This is a genomic window from Methanofollis aquaemaris, assembly GCF_017357525.1.
Taxonomy (GTDB): domain Archaea; phylum Halobacteriota; class Methanomicrobia; order Methanomicrobiales; family Methanofollaceae; genus Methanofollis; species Methanofollis aquaemaris.
This window is the reverse complement of sequence record NZ_CP036172.1, coordinates 1,194,595-1,210,886: the sequence shown is the minus strand read 5'-3', so window position 1 is coordinate 1,210,886 and position 16,292 is coordinate 1,194,595. Positions and strand designations below refer to the sequence as shown.

14 protein-coding genes are annotated in these 16,292 nt (G+C 60.0%); 5 read left to right on the top strand and 9 right to left on the bottom strand.

The features are described from left to right. The first annotated feature begins 70 nt into the window (after positions 1-70). The gene (locus RJ40_RS05805; RefSeq protein WP_265582407.1) at positions 71-439 is read left to right on the top strand and encodes an HIT family protein; all 369 of its coding nucleotides are present in this window, start codon (positions 71-73) and stop codon (positions 437-439) included. 6 nt (positions 440-445) lie between these two features. Here the strand turns inward: RJ40_RS05805 and RJ40_RS05800 are convergent, their stop codons facing one another. The 3 genes from RJ40_RS05800 to RJ40_RS05790 form a co-directional block, all read right to left on the bottom strand. Continuing rightward, complete coding sequence (locus RJ40_RS05800; protein ID WP_265582406.1) at positions 446-1,096, bottom strand: hypothetical protein; 651 nt, start codon at positions 1,094-1,096, stop codon at positions 446-448. Positions 1,097-1,292: 196 nt separating this feature from the next. Continuing rightward, positions 1,293-2,501 carry a nickel pincer cofactor biosynthesis protein LarC gene (gene larC, locus RJ40_RS05795; protein ID WP_265582405.1) on the bottom strand — a complete coding sequence of 403 codons (1,209 nt, stop codon included), beginning with the start codon at positions 2,499-2,501 and terminating at the stop codon, positions 1,293-1,295. Then, positions 2,498-4,351 (bottom strand): hypothetical protein, encoded by a 1,854-nt coding sequence (locus RJ40_RS05790; RefSeq protein WP_265582404.1) that lies wholly within the window; start codon positions 4,349-4,351, stop codon positions 2,498-2,500. The genes larC and RJ40_RS05790 overlap by 4 nt, the downstream gene beginning before the upstream one ends. 314 nt (positions 4,352-4,665) lie before the next feature. Here RJ40_RS05790 and RJ40_RS05785 point away from each other — a divergent pair, with 314 nt between their 5' ends. The 4 genes from RJ40_RS05785 (at position 4,666) to RJ40_RS05770 (ending at position 9,874) form a co-directional block, all read left to right on the top strand. Continuing rightward, on the top strand, positions 4,666-5,796 hold the full coding sequence (locus RJ40_RS05785) for an aldo/keto reductase (protein WP_265582403.1): 1,131 nt from the start codon (positions 4,666-4,668) through the stop codon (positions 5,794-5,796). 45 nt (positions 5,797-5,841) lie between these two features. Next, positions 5,842-6,423 carry a flavodoxin family protein gene (locus RJ40_RS05780; protein ID WP_265582402.1) on the top strand — a complete coding sequence of 194 codons (582 nt, stop codon included), beginning with the start codon at positions 5,842-5,844 and terminating at the stop codon, positions 6,421-6,423. Continuing rightward, positions 6,410-7,246: an NAD(+) diphosphatase gene (gene nudC, locus RJ40_RS05775; RefSeq protein ID WP_265582401.1), complete on the top strand. Its 837-nt coding sequence runs from the start codon at positions 6,410-6,412 to the stop codon at positions 7,244-7,246. Before RJ40_RS05780 ends, nudC begins: the two co-directional genes overlap by 14 nt. Before the next feature lie 444 nt (positions 7,247-7,690). Then, positions 7,691-9,874: an adenosylcobalamin-dependent ribonucleoside-diphosphate reductase gene (locus RJ40_RS05770; RefSeq protein WP_265582400.1), complete on the top strand. Its 2,184-nt coding sequence runs from the start codon at positions 7,691-7,693 to the stop codon at positions 9,872-9,874. Positions 9,875-10,328: 454 nt separating this feature from the next. Here the strand turns inward: RJ40_RS05770 and RJ40_RS05765 are convergent, their stop codons facing one another. The 6 genes from RJ40_RS05765 to RJ40_RS05740 all read right to left on the bottom strand — a co-directional run bounded on the left by RJ40_RS05765 (position 10,329) and on the right by RJ40_RS05740 (position 16,019). Continuing rightward, on the bottom strand, positions 10,329-11,339 hold the full coding sequence (locus RJ40_RS05765; protein ID WP_265582399.1) for a cytochrome c biogenesis CcdA family protein: 1,011 nt from the start codon (positions 11,337-11,339) through the stop codon (positions 10,329-10,331). A 151-nt stretch (positions 11,340-11,490) separates the two neighbouring features. Continuing rightward, positions 11,491-12,228 (bottom strand): carboxypeptidase regulatory-like domain-containing protein, encoded by a 738-nt coding sequence (locus RJ40_RS05760; protein ID WP_265582398.1) that lies wholly within the window; start codon positions 12,226-12,228, stop codon positions 11,491-11,493. 31 nt (positions 12,229-12,259) lie between these two features. Then, positions 12,260-13,552: a hypothetical protein gene (locus tag RJ40_RS05755; RefSeq protein ID WP_265582397.1), complete on the bottom strand. Its 1,293-nt coding sequence runs from the start codon at positions 13,550-13,552 to the stop codon at positions 12,260-12,262. A 657-nt stretch (positions 13,553-14,209) separates the two neighbouring features. Next, entirely contained in the window at positions 14,210-14,734 is a 525-nt protein-coding gene (locus RJ40_RS05750) for a LabA-like NYN domain-containing protein (RefSeq protein WP_265582396.1), read from the bottom strand. Between the two features lie 64 nt (positions 14,735-14,798). Beyond that, a complete protein-coding gene (locus RJ40_RS05745; RefSeq protein ID WP_265582395.1) occupies positions 14,799-15,317 on the bottom strand; it encodes an O-acetyl-ADP-ribose deacetylase in 519 nt (172 codons plus the stop codon). A 120-nt stretch (positions 15,318-15,437) separates the two neighbouring features. Further along, positions 15,438-16,019 carry a TetR/AcrR family transcriptional regulator gene (locus tag RJ40_RS05740; RefSeq protein WP_265582394.1) on the bottom strand — a complete coding sequence of 194 codons (582 nt, stop codon included), beginning with the start codon at positions 16,017-16,019 and terminating at the stop codon, positions 15,438-15,440. Positions 16,020-16,292: the final 273 nt, after the last annotated feature.

Genomic DNA, 16,292 nt, shown 5'->3' with positions numbered 1-16,292 from the left:
CCCGCATGCGAGCGGTCCGATGGGAGGAGCAAAGCCACGTATTTATTGGTCGAAGATGAGACCTCTGGGTATGACCTGTCCCTTCTGCAACCCTGCGCCCGGGGAGATCGTCCTCGGCAACGACCTGGCCTATGCGCGGGCCGATCGCTACCCGGTCAGTCCGGGCCACATCCTCGTCATCCCGCGCCGGCACGTCCCGACGTTTTTCGAGGCGACCGACGCGGAGAAGATGGCCGTCCTCGAACTCGTCTCCAGGTGCCGCGACCAGATCGAGGAGACATATCATCCTGACGGCTACAATATCGGTGTCAATGTCGGCGCCGCCGCGGGGCAGACGGTGATGCACCTCCACGTCCACCTCATCCCCCGGTATGCGGGCGACGACCCGGACCCGAGGGGCGGGGTACGAGGGGTGATCCCGGAAAAAAAGGGGTACTGATAGGTTTCAGGAGACCGAGACGCTCCAGTTCCCATCAGAGACGATATTCAGGTAGTACGGGCCTTTTTCCGGGATATACACTGTCACGGTCCCATTATAGGCGCCCATGTTTCCGTGCACCGGCTGCTGATAGGTGCCGGTCGGATCCATGACCGGGTGACCGGTCTGGTTGTAGAGGCAGGCCGCAAAGAACGACGTGCCGTCGTTGGCAACATCGAATTCGGTCTCGCCGAGCGGCAGGTCGATCCATCCGGCGACGTCGTCGCCTGACCCGTTGACCGCGAAGGGCAGGGCGTGTCCGGCTTCCACGGCCGCCTGCTGCACGTTCACGCTCCACGGGCCCGCGGCGGTGACGTTCAGGTTATAGGTGCCGTTCTCATAGATCCCGAAGACCTGCGTGCCGGAGTAGGGGCCTTCGCCGTGGGCGAGGAGTCCGTAGGTGTCAGGGTTCTCCACCTCGAAGACGAAGGGGCCCGACCCGTTGGAGGTCATGGCGAAACGATACAGTCCGGCGTCCATCTGGACCGTCTCGGAGGCGTTGCCGGTCCCGGCATAGGACGTCCCCGGCAGCGGGGTGACTTTCGTCTGATCTTCTTCCGGGGCGGTCTGCACACATCCGCAACAGAGGAGGGCGGTGCAGAGGACGAGTGATACCATGATCATCCTTTTCATTATTTTCGGTAAGGCTCGTTTGCATTTATTTGGTTTGGTCTCTTTTTATGGCTGTTTTACCTTCTTATCTCCAGTTGGCCGAAGGAAAATAGGATATTGACATCATATGCCGTACCCCTCTGACAGGAGTACCAGATCTTCAGGGGTCTCGAAAGGTCCGCCATCTGGGGTTGACGCGACACTAATCTCTGCAGATCCCCGGGATCTGCCGGTGCACCTCGTCGGCCACCGCCCTGAAGGGCATGCCGAGGGCGAGCGCGATCTCCTTCATGTCCTCGTACTCGGGCTTGACCGCCACCACCCGCTCCCCGACGTGAGAGGTCTTCACCCGCACCTGAAAAATCTGCCCGGCCACCGCGACCTCCACCGCCTCGCGGCTCCGGTCGGCGACGAGCCGCGGCTCTTCCCGCACCCGTACCCCCAGGGTGCCGGTTTCGTCCATCATGATGCTGATCAGGTCCAGGTACCGGGCGTGATCGGTGATCACCGAGAGCACCTGCACCGGACGGTGCTTCTTCCCGATCGCCGGGGTGACAAAGACGTCCACCGCACCGGCTGCGAAGAGACGCTCGAAGGTGTAGCCGACCGTCTCCCCGGTGATGTCATCGAGGTTGGTCTCCAGGATCACGATCCGCTCTTCGACCAGATCGCCGATCTCCCCCTCGACGACCCGCAGGAGGTTTGGCCGCCCGTTGTTCTCGCGGGTGCCCGCACCGTACCCGATGCGGGTGGGGACCATCGCCGGGAAACGATCCACCACCGTGGCCAGATTTGCGAGGAGGGCGGCGCCGGTCGGGGTGGTGAGTTCCATGGCAAGCGAACTCTCCGAGACGGGGATCCGGTGCCTGGCACAGATCTCAAGGGCGGCAGGCGCCGGTCCGCCGACCTCGCCCCTGCCGGTCGGGACTGTCCCGCCGCCGAGGGCCGGCGGGGTCGCATACACCGGACAGCCCAAAAGCCCGGCCTCCTCCATGATGAGGAGCGGGCCGAGGATGTCGAAGATCGTGTCGGCCGAGGCAACGGTATGACGGGAAAACCCCGCGGGGTGCAGTCGCTTCTCTGCCTCGATCAGATCTCTCAGCACGGCCCTGGCCTTCGCCGCCGCACCGTTCGAGAGGCCGACCATCTCGATCACCTCCTCCATCGCCGTCGCAAGGTTGCCGTCGGACCCGCTCCTCTTCTCGGCGATCTCGATCGAGAGTTTCTTCGCCCTGATCCCGTTCTCGGTCTCGGTGATGCCGACGTCGAAGGTCGAGCACCCCCGCAAGGTGACGATCGCTTCGGCAAGAGTGAAGAGGGGCTGTGTCGAACCGGTGAGGTCGACAAGTGCGGCGACGAGCATATCGCCTGCAATCCCCCCGACTCTGGGGTCGATGAGCAGCGTCTTCATGCTGCGGGCGGGAAGGGTTCGTTGATCTTTGCGTACACCCGCTGGGCGAGTTTTGCCACCTCGAAGGCCTTCTCGTCGGCGCCGGGGATGGCGCGGGTGAGGAACGCCCCGTCTTCGGCCCCTTTCGCGGCGTCTTTCGCCTCCATCCCGATGAGGGCGGCAACCGCCGCGGGCACGGTGATGTTGATGATGGTGTGGCCGATGTACTGGAGTTCCTGCGTCAGGATGGACCCGCAGAAGAGGGCGACCGGCCAGTCGGGATCGTCCCGGTTCTTCCCTTCGAGGGCGAAGGCCGGCACCTCTTTTCCGCTGAGGTTCTCGACATGGTACTGCTTCCCGTCGATGGAGACGTCGTACGAGACATTGGAGTCAAAACCCCAGTAGCGCGCGGTGAACTTGTCGGTCCGGCGGCCGTGGGCCTTGATCGCGGTGAACTTCAACGCGATCTCGCGGCCGGTGAACGCCGAGAGGATCGCCGAACCCCGCCGCTCGACATAGGCCAGTCTCTCCTCGTCGAGGATGTGCGTGGCGTCGGCGACGGTCTTCCCGGCCTTGATGATGTCGTAGGTGTGGGCGGCCCGCCGGTAGATCGCGCGGTCCCGCACGCCTTCGGAGGCAAGGATGCAGGCTTTCGTGACCTTGCCGCGGGTCACCTGCTCGGCCTTTCTCGCGATGGTGTTGAGGCCGCAGAGCGCCATCTCGGGGTCGATGAAGGCGTCCATCTTGTAGTCGCGGATCGCTTCCGAGACCGCAAAGACGTCGCCGTGGTGCTGCATGAGAAGCCTGAGGGCCGGGACGCAATCGCCCTCAAGGTGGCCGAGGGGCGGGTTCACCGGTCCGCCCGAGAACCCGGCACCGATGGATGCCGCCTCCTCGAAGGCAGCGAAAATTTCAGAGAGTGCCATCGACCCGATGACCGATGGGCCCCCGATGTCTTTGAGGATCAGCCCGAAGTCGCCGAGCACCTTGGCGGTGTCGTACTCCTCGTGCGTCCCCCTGATATGGAGTTTTTCTGGCAGACCGGCGGCGTCCCGCGCACCCTTGCCTGCAAGGTACGACGAATCGACGCGGCCGAACTTCCCGAACTCCTCGCCGAGGATGGCGTCGGGATGGACGATCTCCATCGTCACCGCGGCCCCGATGAGGGCCGGCCAGAGGGCGAGCGGCGTGATCCCGGCGCCGGCCATGCTCTTCATCATCGCTTCGGTCCCGACCTTTGCGGCGTTGTAGGCAAGTTCAGGGATGTTGTAGTCCTCGCCGAGGGCCGAGTGGCCGTAGATCGTTCCGCCCGAGATGAAGGGCGGGAGGATGGAACCGTCGACCCTGGTAAGTTTTTTGTCCATGAGTGCTTCGTAGATCGCCATATAGGCAGGGAACGCCTGGATACGGTGGGTGGACTTGCCGGTGACGAGGGCGATCGCACTGGTCCGTGCCGCTCCGGCGTGGATCCGTGCGATGGCGCCAAGTTTCCGGTTGCCGAGCGGGACACCCGACCTGGCGCAGGAACCTGAGAAGTAGGCGAGCGAGGCCACGATGAGGGCGGCGTTCGCGGGTTCGGCTCCGGCGTTCATCGCCTCCCGCACTGCTTTTTCGATGACCATGTCCAGGGGTAGTTCGCCGGCGGCGGCGTCCACGACGGTCATGCGGCCCATCAGGCTCATCTCTGGCCCGGCAATCGAACAGAAGATATCCTCGGCGATCGAGTTCGCCGCTGCGTAGACCGGGATGACCAGAGATCCGTGCCCTTTCGTCGCTGCTTCGAGTTTGTCGTTGGTCATCGAGTCAGGTTCGAAGGTCGAGGCCATCGTCGCTGCAAAGATGACTTTGTCTTTTTCGTGTCCGTCTCCCATCGTATTTCTCTCCCTTTCTCCGATGAATGGGGATTGTCGTCCCTCTACATATAGGTTGGGAATTTTCCGCAATGAGAGAGGTTTATGGGGATATCGACGATTTATTTGGCGAGTTTATGAAATATGTGGGCAGAAGTATTCATGTTATCATAAAAAAGTCTGATACTTTTTTTGGAACGAGGTCATCCCGGAACCCTGACCCGGAGGGTTTGCCGGTCCCTCCACCGGTAAGATACCTGAAAAGGGAGACATGACGATGTGATCGCGCAAGCAACCGGCAACAAAAAGGTTCCGGCCGACGGAGATCAATAAGAATGCTCTATCGACAGATGCCATCATCAGGAGAATCTCTCCCCGTCCTCGGCATGGGGTGCATGCGCCTGCCAGAGACCCCCGAGGGCCGGGTCGACGACGCGGCGGCCATCGCCCTGATCCGGGCGGCGGTCGACGGCGGGGCCACCTACATCGACACCGCCCGGCCGTATCACAACGGCGAGAGCGAGAGGATCGTCGGCCGCGCCCTTGCCGACGGCTACCGGGAGCGGGCGTTCCTCGCGACCAAACTCCCTTCATGGAAGGTGGAGAGCCGCGAGGAGATGGACCGCTGCCTCGACGAACAACTCCGCCGCCTCGGCACCGACCACCTCGACGCCTACCTGGTCCACGCCCTCACCCGGCGGCGGTGGAACAAACTCTGGGACCTGGAGGTCGACACCTTCCTCGACGAGGCGAAGGCCGACGGGAGGATCCGGTACGCCGGGTTCTCGTTCCACGACGACCTCCCGACCTTCACGCGGATCGTCGACGAGTACGCCTGGGATCTCTGCCAGGTCCAGTACAACTATCTGGACGAACACTATCAGGCCGGGACCGAGGGGGTCAGGTACGCCGCGGAGAAAGGCCTCGCGGTCGTCGTGATGGAACCGCTGCGCGGCGGCCTCCTCGCCGGAAAAACTCCCGAAGACGTGGAGAAGATCTTTGCCGCGGCCCCGGTGCGCCGGAGCCCTGCGGAGTGGGGGCTCGGGTGGGTCTGGGATCACCCCGAGGTGACGACCGTCCTCTCCGGGATGGGGACGCCGGAAGCGCTCGACGAGAACCTCGCCGCCGCCGAAGCCGCCCGGCCCGGTGCGCTCTCGCCCGAAGAGCACAAAGTCATCGACGCGGTGCGTGAGGTCTACCGGGCGCGGCTCGCCGTCCCCTGCACCGGGTGTCGGTACTGCATGCCCTGCCCGTGCGGGGTGAACATCCCCGAGTGCCTGGCCCAGGTGAACAATGCCTCGCTCTACGACGACCCCGCGTATGCGGCGTTCTTCTACCGCTCCCTCCTCGGCGAAGGCGGGTCGGCCTCGTGGTGCACCGAATGCGGGATGTGCCTCTCCCTCTGCCCGCAGGGGATCGAGATCCCAGAAGTGTTGAAAGAGGCCGTCTCGCTCTTCGAGAAATAAACCGGCCAAAACGATATATCAAGAGAGTACCCGAGAGAGATCACCATGAGAGTCGTCGCGTTCAACGGGAGCCCGCGTAAAGACGGGAACACCGCCCGCCTCCTCAGGGAGGTGCTGCTGGAACTGGAGAAGGAAGGCATCGAGACCGAACTCGTGCATATCGGCGGCAGGCCGGTCCACGGCTGCACCGCCTGCATGAAATGTTTCGAGAAGAAGGACGGACGGTGCGTCATCGAGACCGACGTCGTCAACGAGTGCATCGCGAAGATGACCGCGGCCGACGGGATCATCATCGGTTCGCCCACCTTCTTCGCCGACGTCTCCACCGAGACGAAGGCCCTCATCGACCGCGCCGGGTTCGTCTCGATCGCGAACGGCGGGCTCTTCGCCCGCAAGGCCGGGGCGGCCGTCGTCGCGGTCCGCCGCGCCGGAGGTATCCACGCCTACGACACCATCAACCACCTCTTCGGGATCAGCAACATGGTCACCGTCGGTTCCTCGTACTGGAACCTGGGGCTCGGCCTCGGGCCCGGCGAGGTGGAAGAGGACGCGGAGGGGCTGGAGACGATGCAGATCCTCGGGCAGAACATGGCCTGGCTCCTGAAGAAGATCCATGCCGGGGCATGAGCCTGTGCCCCGCCCGCACTTCGCCGTCGAACATCTCGCCTTCCATCCCGACCACCCGGCCGCCGGGCCGTCCAGGTGGCTCCTCGTCCGCGGCGGCGAGGTCTTCTGCGATGGAAGCGGTTCGCCGATTCTTCCGGCCCTCCCCGACGGCACCGACCCCTCGGACGCCATCCCGCTCGGCACCCTCGACGGCATCCCCTTCTACGCCCTCGGCACAGACGCCGTCCCGCCAGGCCTCACCCCGCAAGGCCTGCGCGACCTCTTTTGCCGGGTGGACGAGGAGAGCCTCGCCATCGCGGGGCGGGCCGTGCAACTCGTCCACTTCGACGAAACGACGCGGTTTTGCGGACGGTGCGGCGAGCCTGCGGTCCGCAAAGAGGGCGAAGTGGCGAAGGTCTGCCCCAGGTGCGGCGGGGTCGTCTACCCCGCGCTCACCCCGGCGGTGATCGTCCTGGTCAGGCGGGGGCGTGAGATCCTCTTCGTGCGCTCGCCCAGGTTCCCGCCCGGCCGCTACTCCCTCGTCGCCGGGTTCGTCGAACCCGGCGAGACTCTCGAACACGCCGCCGCCCGCGAGGTCGCCGAAGAGACCGGGGTCTCGATCAAAAACCTCCGGTACTTCGGGAGCCAGCCCTGGCCCTTCCCCCACTCCCTGATGGCCGGGTTCTTCGCCGAGTACGCCGGCGGCGAGGTGCGGCCCGACGGCGCGGAGGTCGAGGAGGCCGGATGGTTCTCCCCCGACGACCTGCCCGACCTTCCCGGCCGCATGAGCGTCGCATGGGCCCTCATCCGGCGCCACCTCGGGGACGATGATCCTCCTGAATAAAGGGCGTTGGAGAATTGGTCATGACCCTCGGGCTCGAGCATATGGGATGAACATTCTTGCGGCTCCCGGGTGTGATGATGCTGCGATTGAAGGCGGCTGGTCTGATCATCTCGCCTTCCCAAACATCGGTGCCGGGGGCGCTGCCCCCGACCCCCGGGATGAAGATGGGGCGGGGAAGGCGGAGAGCCCCTCGCCGCCCCCCGTCGACCGGGTACATCCCGGCGGCGACCTTTGACTCCTGACTCGCTGCTGGAAGCCTTCGAGGCCGGCATTCCTCGAAACACGCTCTGTCTCTCACGTTCCCGTTGGTTATCCCTCCCGGTCGAGGGTGGGTGGGCGACCACCTGAACACCGTGCCTGCCGATCTGCGGGTGAGAATAATTATCTCTCCCGCCGATCTGATGTAGAGAAGAGTTTCCAACTCTTATTTTATGGTGCACCACAATGACCGATTCAGTAGTTGACAGTATCCTTGCGGCCCGTTACCTCCGCAAGGGTGAAAAAACCTTTGAAGATATATGCAGGAGAGTTTCCTCCGCGCTGGGCAAGGACGACGCCGAACGCGAGGAATTTTTTGAGGCGATGCGCTCGCTCTCCTTTCTCCCGAACTCTCCCACCCTGATGAACGCCGGCACCGAGATCGGCCAGCTCTCGGCCTGTTTCACCCTCCCGGTCGGCGACTCCATCCCCGAGATCTTCCACGCCCTCGAATGGGGTGCGCTCATCCACAAGAGCGGCGGGGGCACCGGCTACAACTTCTCCCGCCTCCGTCCCGACGGCGCTCCGGTCCAGTCCACCGACGGCGTGGCCTCCGGTCCGATCTCCTTCATGAAAGTCTTCAACGCCGCCACCGACGTCATCAAGCAGGGCGGGCGCCGGCGGGGTGCGAACATGGGCATCCTCAATGTCTGGCACCCCGACATCCTCAGGTTCATCCATGCCAAGGGCGTCGAAGGCGAACTCTCGAACTTCAACATCTCGGTGATGGTCAACGACCGGTTCATGGAGTTCGTGGAGTCCGGGCAGTTGAACAAAGTCTGGATCACCCACCCCTATACCGACGAAGAGATCACGGTCGGGGCGATCTGGAACGGGATCATCGACGGCATCTGGAAGAACGGCGAGCCCGGCGTGCTCTTCTACGACGAGATCAACCGGACGAACCCGGCCCCGCACCTCGGGCCCATCGAGACCACGAATCCATGTGGCGAACAGCCGCTCCTCCCCTTCGAGTCCTGCGTGCTCGGTTCGATCAACCTGGCGAAGTTCGTGAAGGACGGGGCGGTTGACGAGGCAGGCCTGAAAAAGATAACCCGGATGGCCGTCCGGTTCCTGGACGCCGTCATCGACGAGAACGTCTTCCCGATCCCGCAGATCGGCGAGGCGACCAGGAAGACGAGGAAGATCGGGCTCGGACTGATGGGCGTCCACGACGCCCTGCTGATGCTCGGGATACCGTACGACTCCGACGAGGGCCGGGCGGTCTGCGAAGAGGTGATGGCCCTGGTGAACGAGACGGCGATCGAGGAGTCACACGCGCTCGCCGGCGAAAAGGGCACCTTCCCGGCGTTCGAAGGGAGCGTCTGGGGCGACTCGGAGATGCGCAACGCCGCCCTCACCACCATCGCCCCGACCGGGACCATCTCACTCCTGGCCGGGTGTTCGAGCGGGATCGAACCGGTCTTCTCCTATGCCTATACCCGCAAGAACACCGTCGGCAAGACCTTCATGATCCTCCACCCCCTCTTCGAGGCCGAACTCCGCCGGGTCGTCGGCGGGATGGGCTTCTCGGCCGAGGAGGAGGAGGCGCGGGTGCAGGAGGCGATCGAGCACGTCCACGAGACCGGCACCATCCGCGACGTCGCCTGGCTCCCGGCCTCGTTCAGGCATCTTTTCAGGACGGCGCTCGACATCGACTGGCGCGACCATGTGCGGATGCAGGCGGTCTTCCAGAAGCATGTCCACGCCTCCATCTCCAAGACCATCAATATGCCCAACGCCGCCACCCGCGAGGAGATCGCCGAGGCGGTCCTGATGGCATGGAAGAGCGGCATCAAGGGAATGACCATCTACCGGACCGGGAGCCGCGAGGACGTGGTGCTCGCCCTCAAAGAGACGAAGCCTGTCGAAGGAGAGGTGAAGCCGGTGACCCCGCGCCCGAAAGAACTCTCTGGCAAGACCTATCTTGGTCAGTCAGGGTGCTGCCGGTTGTATATCACGGTCAACCTCTTGGACGGCAAGCCCTGGGAGGTTTTCATCAGGACGGTGGGAAGCGGCGGGTGCGAGGCCAACTCCAACGCTCTCGGCCGGTCCATCTCGACCGGGCTCCAGAACGGGGTGCCGTACCAGAAGTTTGTGCGGCAGTTTGCCAAGGTCAACTGCATCGCCGCGCTCAAGAACCCGGAGGCCGAGGGGCTCTCGTGTGCGGACGTCGTCGGCAAGTGCATCGACCTTGCCGCTTCCAGGCAGACGATCGCCACCCTCGACAACTGGACGATCACCGAGGTCGCCGGTGCCGGGAAGAAGAAGAAGAAGAACCTCTGTCCTGAGTGCGGGGCGGAACTCGACTTCGGCGAGGGGTGCAACCAGGGCATCTGCAAGCATTGCGGATGGAGCGGTTGCAGCTGATCTTTTTTTTTTTGGTTTTGTAGAATTGCGCATGAGGTGAGATCACGCCTCAAGCATATGGGATGAAAATATCATCTCAGAACTGGATCGATCCTTGACCCTCATCCTTGCGTTCGAGGAGTGAATCGAAGTCGAGCATCGTGCCGCCCCTCGGCTATCTTCGTCGTGGGGGGTCCGGGGGGTGCAACCCCCCGGTGCGAGATTACAGGGAAGGTTCTACGATTGAGGGCGGCACGCCTGATCATCCCGCCTTCCCATACATCGGTGCCGGGGGCCCTGCCCCCGGACCCCTGCTTCAGGATAGGTCCGGGGACCTCAATCCTCTCTTCAGGATCTTCGATGTAGCCCCCCGCCGGCCCAATCTTCCTCCTGTGTATCCACCCCCGTGAAGATGGAGTTGGAAAGCGGCGGATCCGTGCTCACCCCATCTTCTCCTATGTGCTCCGCACCTCCACTATACCAGGAAGAGCAGCCAGATTCCGAATCCTATCAGAATAATCCCGCTACTGACTTTCATGATTTCTCTGTATTCTCTTATCTTACTCAATGAAACATATCCTCCGAAGATTCCGATTCCGATAAACGGCGTAAGCACTCCGAGACCGAAAATCAATAGGAGCGAGAGGTCCTGTATCGTGCCGTCGATCAGGATCTTGCTCAGCAGTATGAGGATCATCGGTGCGGCACACGGCGCTTTGACGATCGAGAACAGCATGCCCAGGAGGAATAAACCGGCCAGCGAGGTTGAATATTTCCGTACCGAGGAATCAATGAAATTGTTCGTGGTCACCGGGAACGTTAACAACCCTGTCAGGCTTACCCCCGCGAGGATCGTGATCAGTCCCGCTGCGACTGATAGATAGGGACCGAATCTGCCAAGCGATATCCCCACCAGCAGGACGCAACATCCCATGATGATGTATGCGGCAACCAACCCCATACCGAATATCAACGAGTTCATGAGACTGCTTCTCAGACCTTTGCAAGAACCGGTGACATATACCAGTATAAACCCCAATATTGCCATCAGGCAGGGTGAAAAGCCGGAGAAGAGGCCCAATGAATATGCAAGCGGGATGTTCCAGTTTATTGCAGGTGGCCCGCTCTCCTCTTCGGTTCCGGAGAGAGATTGCCTGATCGCCATCCTGACGTTCTCTTCGGTGATCTCCTCTCGGGGAATTTTTATCGTGCTGTTCACGACCACCGCAGGAACTTCGAGAAATCCATATTGATGCCATCGTTCCCATCCATCAGGTGTATTGACATCAATTTTTTCCACATTCAATGATTCCCCGTATATTTCTTCCAGATCTGAAATTATCGGGGAGGTGTCTTCGCATTCGAGACATCGGGCTGTGTGAAAATATTCTAATTGAATAACGGATGCATCGACGGTAGGAATTAAGCCGATGAAACTGATAATCACTGCAACGGTAATAACCTGAAAAATAAATCTATTGCCCATATAAACGCCCCTCGTTCACGAATCGCGTATTTCGATGAACCGGGCAACTCAAATTCATCGGACAATACATCTCGATTCCTTTCTATGATACGAAATGAAGGGTTTTTACAGCGTGCGTTATTCTCTGGTTCGGACGATGAGGCGCACGCCTTCATTTCCCCTTGCTCCGAAGGATCAAAAAAGTCCCCAGTAAGGCAAGGACACTCAGGTGGAGACCAAACCCCGGAACAGTCTGGCCAGATGGTTCCATCTCCAGATCATATTCGTTCGTCAGATTTTCGAACTCGATCTCACGATGGAGATCTTTATACCCCTCTTTCCTGATAGTGATGGTCTGCCGGTATCCCGGTGCGTTCTCTATCAGGTACCTGCCGTCCTGGTCCGTGGTGTTCGTCACCATGAGAGGTTCGTTGTCGAGCGTAAATTCCGACTCGAATTCTATGGACGCACCGGCGATCGGACCGTCGTCCGGATCAGTCACCCTGCCCGAGACGGTGATCGCCGGAGGCGGGGGCAACCCGATGTGGATGGTCACGTTCAGGATTTTTTCAGCCCGGTTCCCAAGGTTATCGGTAGCTTTGACGGTGATCATGTTCTCCCCGGCTGAGACCGGCACGGAGCATGCGAATGTCGTCCCGTTCCCGCACGCAACCTCTCCGGTATTGCTCTGAACAACAACGCTCCGTATTCCTGAAGGGGCACGGACTTCGCCGACAACTGCAACATGAGGCGGAACGACATCGATCCAGCCTTCATCTCCTTCACTCGGGGAGGTGACAATGAGATTTATCGACTCTCCGGTGGGTACCGTTTGTTCGGAGGGAAGACCGGAACATACTGCAGGAAGCGTGATGACCATCAGCATGACAATAATCAGGGGTATGTGCATTGCCGATCCCTGTCCGAAAAAGAGGGGGGGATCAACCCCACGGCGTGGGGTCGATCGGATCAAGAATTCCGTCACTGTCATTGTCACCCCAACCGATGAACCGCCTGGTGGACGTACTGATTGTTGATGTGCTGTATGGATCCCTCATAACGCTGTTGGTTGGCGAAGGACATGAGACATGATTTGTGTTGGTGTACATGTCGTGCATCGGGCTGACAGCAAGAATACTCGATTGTCCGCAGAAACTTGCTCCTGCATATTCGTCGAGGGCACCATAGAGGTGCAATGATTCATGCTCGTAACTCGCGGCGACCGAATCGAACCTTCCCCAGTCTGCCCTGCCCCAGTATGACAGTGCGGTTCTGTCTGCGTAACCCTGATCAGGACCGATTGCATAACCGCCCATGTCGTCATGGGTTAAGTACAGAATTATAACCGTATCCGCTCCGGACCAACTTTTGATCGATCTCGCCATGTCATCTGTCGTCCGTCCGTCACCGTTGCTGTCAGAATAGCCGATATTACTTGCCGCTTCTTCCATCCAGCCGTTTACTCCCCAGGCCTGGCTATTGTCGCCGGTATTCGATCCCGAAACCGTTACAGTATAAGAACCACCGTCGTTGACAGCATTCGCACCTGAAGGCGCTTGTTGCCTGATTGCATTCGTCCCAACATATGCGTCATTCATTGCATCATCCCGATGAGCGGCGGTCCATGCTCCGTCACTGCTTGGAGTCTGGAAATTCGTGATAATGTAAAGGTAGTACATCTTTCCATGTGCGTAGGGTGCCGACCGAGTACTGGGAGAAATGTAGTGCTTGATCTGGTTATTGGGTGGGAAGAAGTCACAGTGATAGTTCTGATGATCCTTCGCAAGTTGTTCTCTGTGTGTCCGGACAAAAGCTATGGTTTGCTCAGTATTGAGCCCTAGAACCAAGCCTAATTCTTTGCCAAAGATGTCCAGATCATGTATGCGGTAATAACCATCGTTCGCATCATAATACCCGACCAGTACTTTTTCTTCAAGATCTTGGGAATATCTCTTGATCTCTTCCTCGGATAAGTCCCATTTCATCTTTTTGTTCCAATAGGTCAGGTAGGTTATTGTACTCTCGATGATCACTCCATCGTCTCTTTCTCTGAGAGACTGTAATTTTTCATCCGATGGTACAACCACCGGCTCCGGTACAGGCACATCGATACCGATGGCGTTTGTGTTCTCACATTTTTCGTCGCTGGCGCTCACTACCGGCACCATCGTCACGCTCACCAGCAGCATTGCCAGGAGCATGGAGAATGCTCGTATTCCAATTCTTTTTATCATGTGTTCCACCTCCATTTGCCCCCAGAGACAGACAAAGCACACGATTAAGAAGAGGAACCGCGTACACTCTCCTTGCCTCCGGACAGTGCGGGGTTCCGTCGGCATCTGGACATTGGCAACGGGCCCCCACCGGGAGACCGAATCGATCTCCACGATGCAAAATATGCTTGTTTATATATATATGGTTTCTAGCATGATCATCTAATTTTTACTGAGATTTCACTCGCCCGAACGTATACATGTGGCCTGAAAAATGGTTATACGGATTTTTTCCGTCTTTCGACGGGCTTTATTGATGATGGCGCCATTTTGTGCCTTTGCGCTCGATTGTGTCTCTGGCCCCATGCTCCGCTGTGACCTATAGGGGAGAGTTCGCCGCCCTTCACCCCCTTGCCCAGTCATGGGGTGAGTGATCGGTTTTTGTCTTAAGAAAAGTCAGGTATATGGCCAGAAAAAGCGGGTGCCCCTCACCTGTTGCATCTGCTGGCGATCCCTCTTGCCCATCGCCATCACCAGAGGCGTGCATGGGCCTCTCTCCCCGGTGGGTTTCCCACTCTCCTCATTCCCGGAGGTCTGCCATGCATCCATCCTCTCTCTCATCTTGCCCCACTTACAGGAGTACTGTTTTGCCCCTGAAATTCCTCCTCACGGTCCCCCTCACCGATACTCCATAAAACATTCCTCAAGATACTCATCGTCGAGGACGGTGCTGATGTCGCAGCACTCGCTCAGGTGCGCCGACCACCCTGACGGGAACTGCACGTTCTCGACATGTTTTCCCAGGTCTTTGACGGCGTTCACCACCGATGCAAAATCCCCGTCTCCGCTCACCAGGACGGCGGTGTCGTAGATGTCGGTGTAGGCGAACCTGAGCATGTCGACGGCGAGGTAGACGTCGACGCCTTTCTCGATCTTGAACCCGTTTCTCTGGACCATCCGGCCGAGTTTGATCTCGATGTAGGGAGTGGACTTGAGAAAGTCGAAGAAGCGTTGCTGGCCCCGGTAGGCCTCGTCGTTGTCCTCGCGGTCGAGGGGTGCGTTGTAATAATAGGTGCGGATCAACTTTCTCCCGTTGCACAATTTCTGGCCGAAGTGATAAAAATTGACGTCTGTCCTGCCCAGGTTATGCTTGAGGCCGTGATAGAAATTGCTGCCGTCGATAAATATACAAATCCGATCCATAATGCCGGCGCAATTATAATGCGCATCAAATAAAAATGTGCGCCCCGGCGGACCTTCCCGACTCCTATCCTTCGCCTGCCTCTTCGACCGCCGCGCTGAGCACCTGCCCGGCGGCCGGCGAATATGCCACCAGGAAGACCTCCGGCGCCGCGGGGTGCTCCTCCAGGTAGGCCCGCACCGTCCGCACCGCGATCGCCGCCGCCCGCTCCGCCGGGAACCCGTAGGCCCCGGTCGAGATCGCGGGGAAGGCGATCGTCCGTGCGCCGAGTCGTTTCGCCTCCTCAAGGGAGCGGCGGTAACACGAGGCGAGGAGGTCGTCCTCGCCCCCGCCCCCGCCCCGCCAGACCGGGCCGACGGTGTGGACCACCCACCTCGCCGGGAGACGGTGGCCCCCGGTCACCTTCGCCTCGCCGGTCCTGCACCCGCCGAGCGCCCGGCACTCCTCGTCGAGGCCCGGCCCCGCGGCCCGGTGGATGGCGCCGTCCACCCCGCCGCCGCCGAGGAGCGAGGGGTTGGCGGCGTTCACGATCACGTCGACGTCGAGGGCCGTGATGTCGGCCCTGAGCACGGTGAGTTTGGTCATGGTTCCTCAGTCGCTCTTGCGCATGATGAGTGTGTTGGAGATGGATGTCTCAGAGATGGCGATCGCCCGCGGGAAGAAGTACATCGCAGGCTGCCGCCGCTCCCGGATCTGAAAAAATGCCTATGCCAGTGCCCTGCGGACGGCGGCATCCCAGATGCGGTATGCCTCCTCACGGCTGAGGCCTGCTGCAACCCCCATCTTGATCCCGAGAATTATCGAGATGATGATTCTTGCAGAGAGGTCGGCATCAAGGTCTTCGGAAAAACGGCCCAGACTTTTTTGTTCTTCGAGATAGCCGGAGAGCGTGCTGCTGATGACTGAATAATTTTCTTTAACGGCTTCATGGAGCATGTCGTCTCGCACCGCGCCGGCATACACTTCAAGGACGGCGTTCATGCCCGTTCCATCCCCCGGATAGATGATTTTGTCGAAGATCGCTGAGAACGTGTCCTCGAAAGTATCTCTGGAGAATGTGTCCCGCAGGATATCTGCGAGCCAGGATCTGATGAAGACCAGGGCGGAGGAGATCAGTTCCTCCCTGTTTTTGACATAGAGGTAGAGCGTCGCACGCGAGATACCAAGCCTGGATGCGACGTTCTCCATTTTCAGGTTGGAAAAACCGTTTTCATCCGCCTCAGCGATCGCGGCTTCGATGATCCTTCGTCTTGCCTCATCCTTGTACTCGGGCACAACTTTCGGCATTATACTAACACATGTGTCAGTATCATTATATATGGTCGGCCTCCATCGATCATAGTGACATGAGTGTCAGATAAATTTACACAAGAGTCATATGTGGACGACCCCCCTGCGGAGCCGACCGTCTCGTGCAGGGTATTTTCCGCACAGGATGGAGATTTTGCACTTTTCGAAACCCTGGTCCGAGAATACTGCGGAGTCGGGTTCTTCGAATGCCTCCGGTATCCGGATAGAGAATTCCTGACCTCCGCACTCTGGGAGGAGAGCGGCATGAGG

Bases quoted from the DNA above. Each gene is read 5' to 3' on its own strand.
- RJ40_RS05785 (WP_265582403.1), top strand. From the start codon at position 4,666: ATGCTCTATCGACAGATGCCATCATCAGGAGAATCTCTCCCCGTCCTC.
- RJ40_RS05750 (WP_265582396.1), bottom strand. From the start codon at position 14,734: ATGGATCGGATTTGTATATTTATCGACGGCAGCAATTTCTATCACGGC.
- RJ40_RS05770 (WP_265582400.1), top strand. From the start codon at position 7,691: ATGACCGATTCAGTAGTTGACAGTATCCTTGCGGCCCGTTACCTCCGC.
- nudC (WP_265582401.1), top strand. From the start codon at position 6,410: ATGCCGGGGCATGAGCCTGTGCCCCGCCCGCACTTCGCCGTCGAACAT.
- RJ40_RS05780 (WP_265582402.1), top strand. From the start codon at position 5,842: ATGAGAGTCGTCGCGTTCAACGGGAGCCCGCGTAAAGACGGGAACACC.
- RJ40_RS05740 (WP_265582394.1), bottom strand. From the start codon at position 16,019: ATGCCGAAAGTTGTGCCCGAGTACAAGGATGAGGCAAGACGAAGGATC.
- RJ40_RS05760 (WP_265582398.1), bottom strand. From the start codon at position 12,228: ATGCACATACCCCTGATTATTGTCATGCTGATGGTCATCACGCTTCCT.
- RJ40_RS05790 (WP_265582404.1), bottom strand. From the start codon at position 4,351: ATGGGAGACGGACACGAAAAAGACAAAGTCATCTTTGCAGCGACGATG.
- RJ40_RS05745 (WP_265582395.1), bottom strand. From the start codon at position 15,317: ATGACCAAACTCACCGTGCTCAGGGCCGACATCACGGCCCTCGACGTC.
- larC (WP_265582405.1), bottom strand. From the start codon at position 2,501: ATGAAGACGCTGCTCATCGACCCCAGAGTCGGGGGGATTGCAGGCGAT.
- RJ40_RS05755 (WP_265582397.1), bottom strand. From the start codon at position 13,552: ATGATAAAAAGAATTGGAATACGAGCATTCTCCATGCTCCTGGCAATG.
- RJ40_RS05805 (WP_265582407.1), top strand. From the start codon at position 71: ATGACCTGTCCCTTCTGCAACCCTGCGCCCGGGGAGATCGTCCTCGGC.
- RJ40_RS05765 (WP_265582399.1), bottom strand. From the start codon at position 11,339: ATGGGCAATAGATTTATTTTTCAGGTTATTACCGTTGCAGTGATTATC.
- RJ40_RS05800 (WP_265582406.1), bottom strand. From the start codon at position 1,096: ATGGTATCACTCGTCCTCTGCACCGCCCTCCTCTGTTGCGGATGTGTG.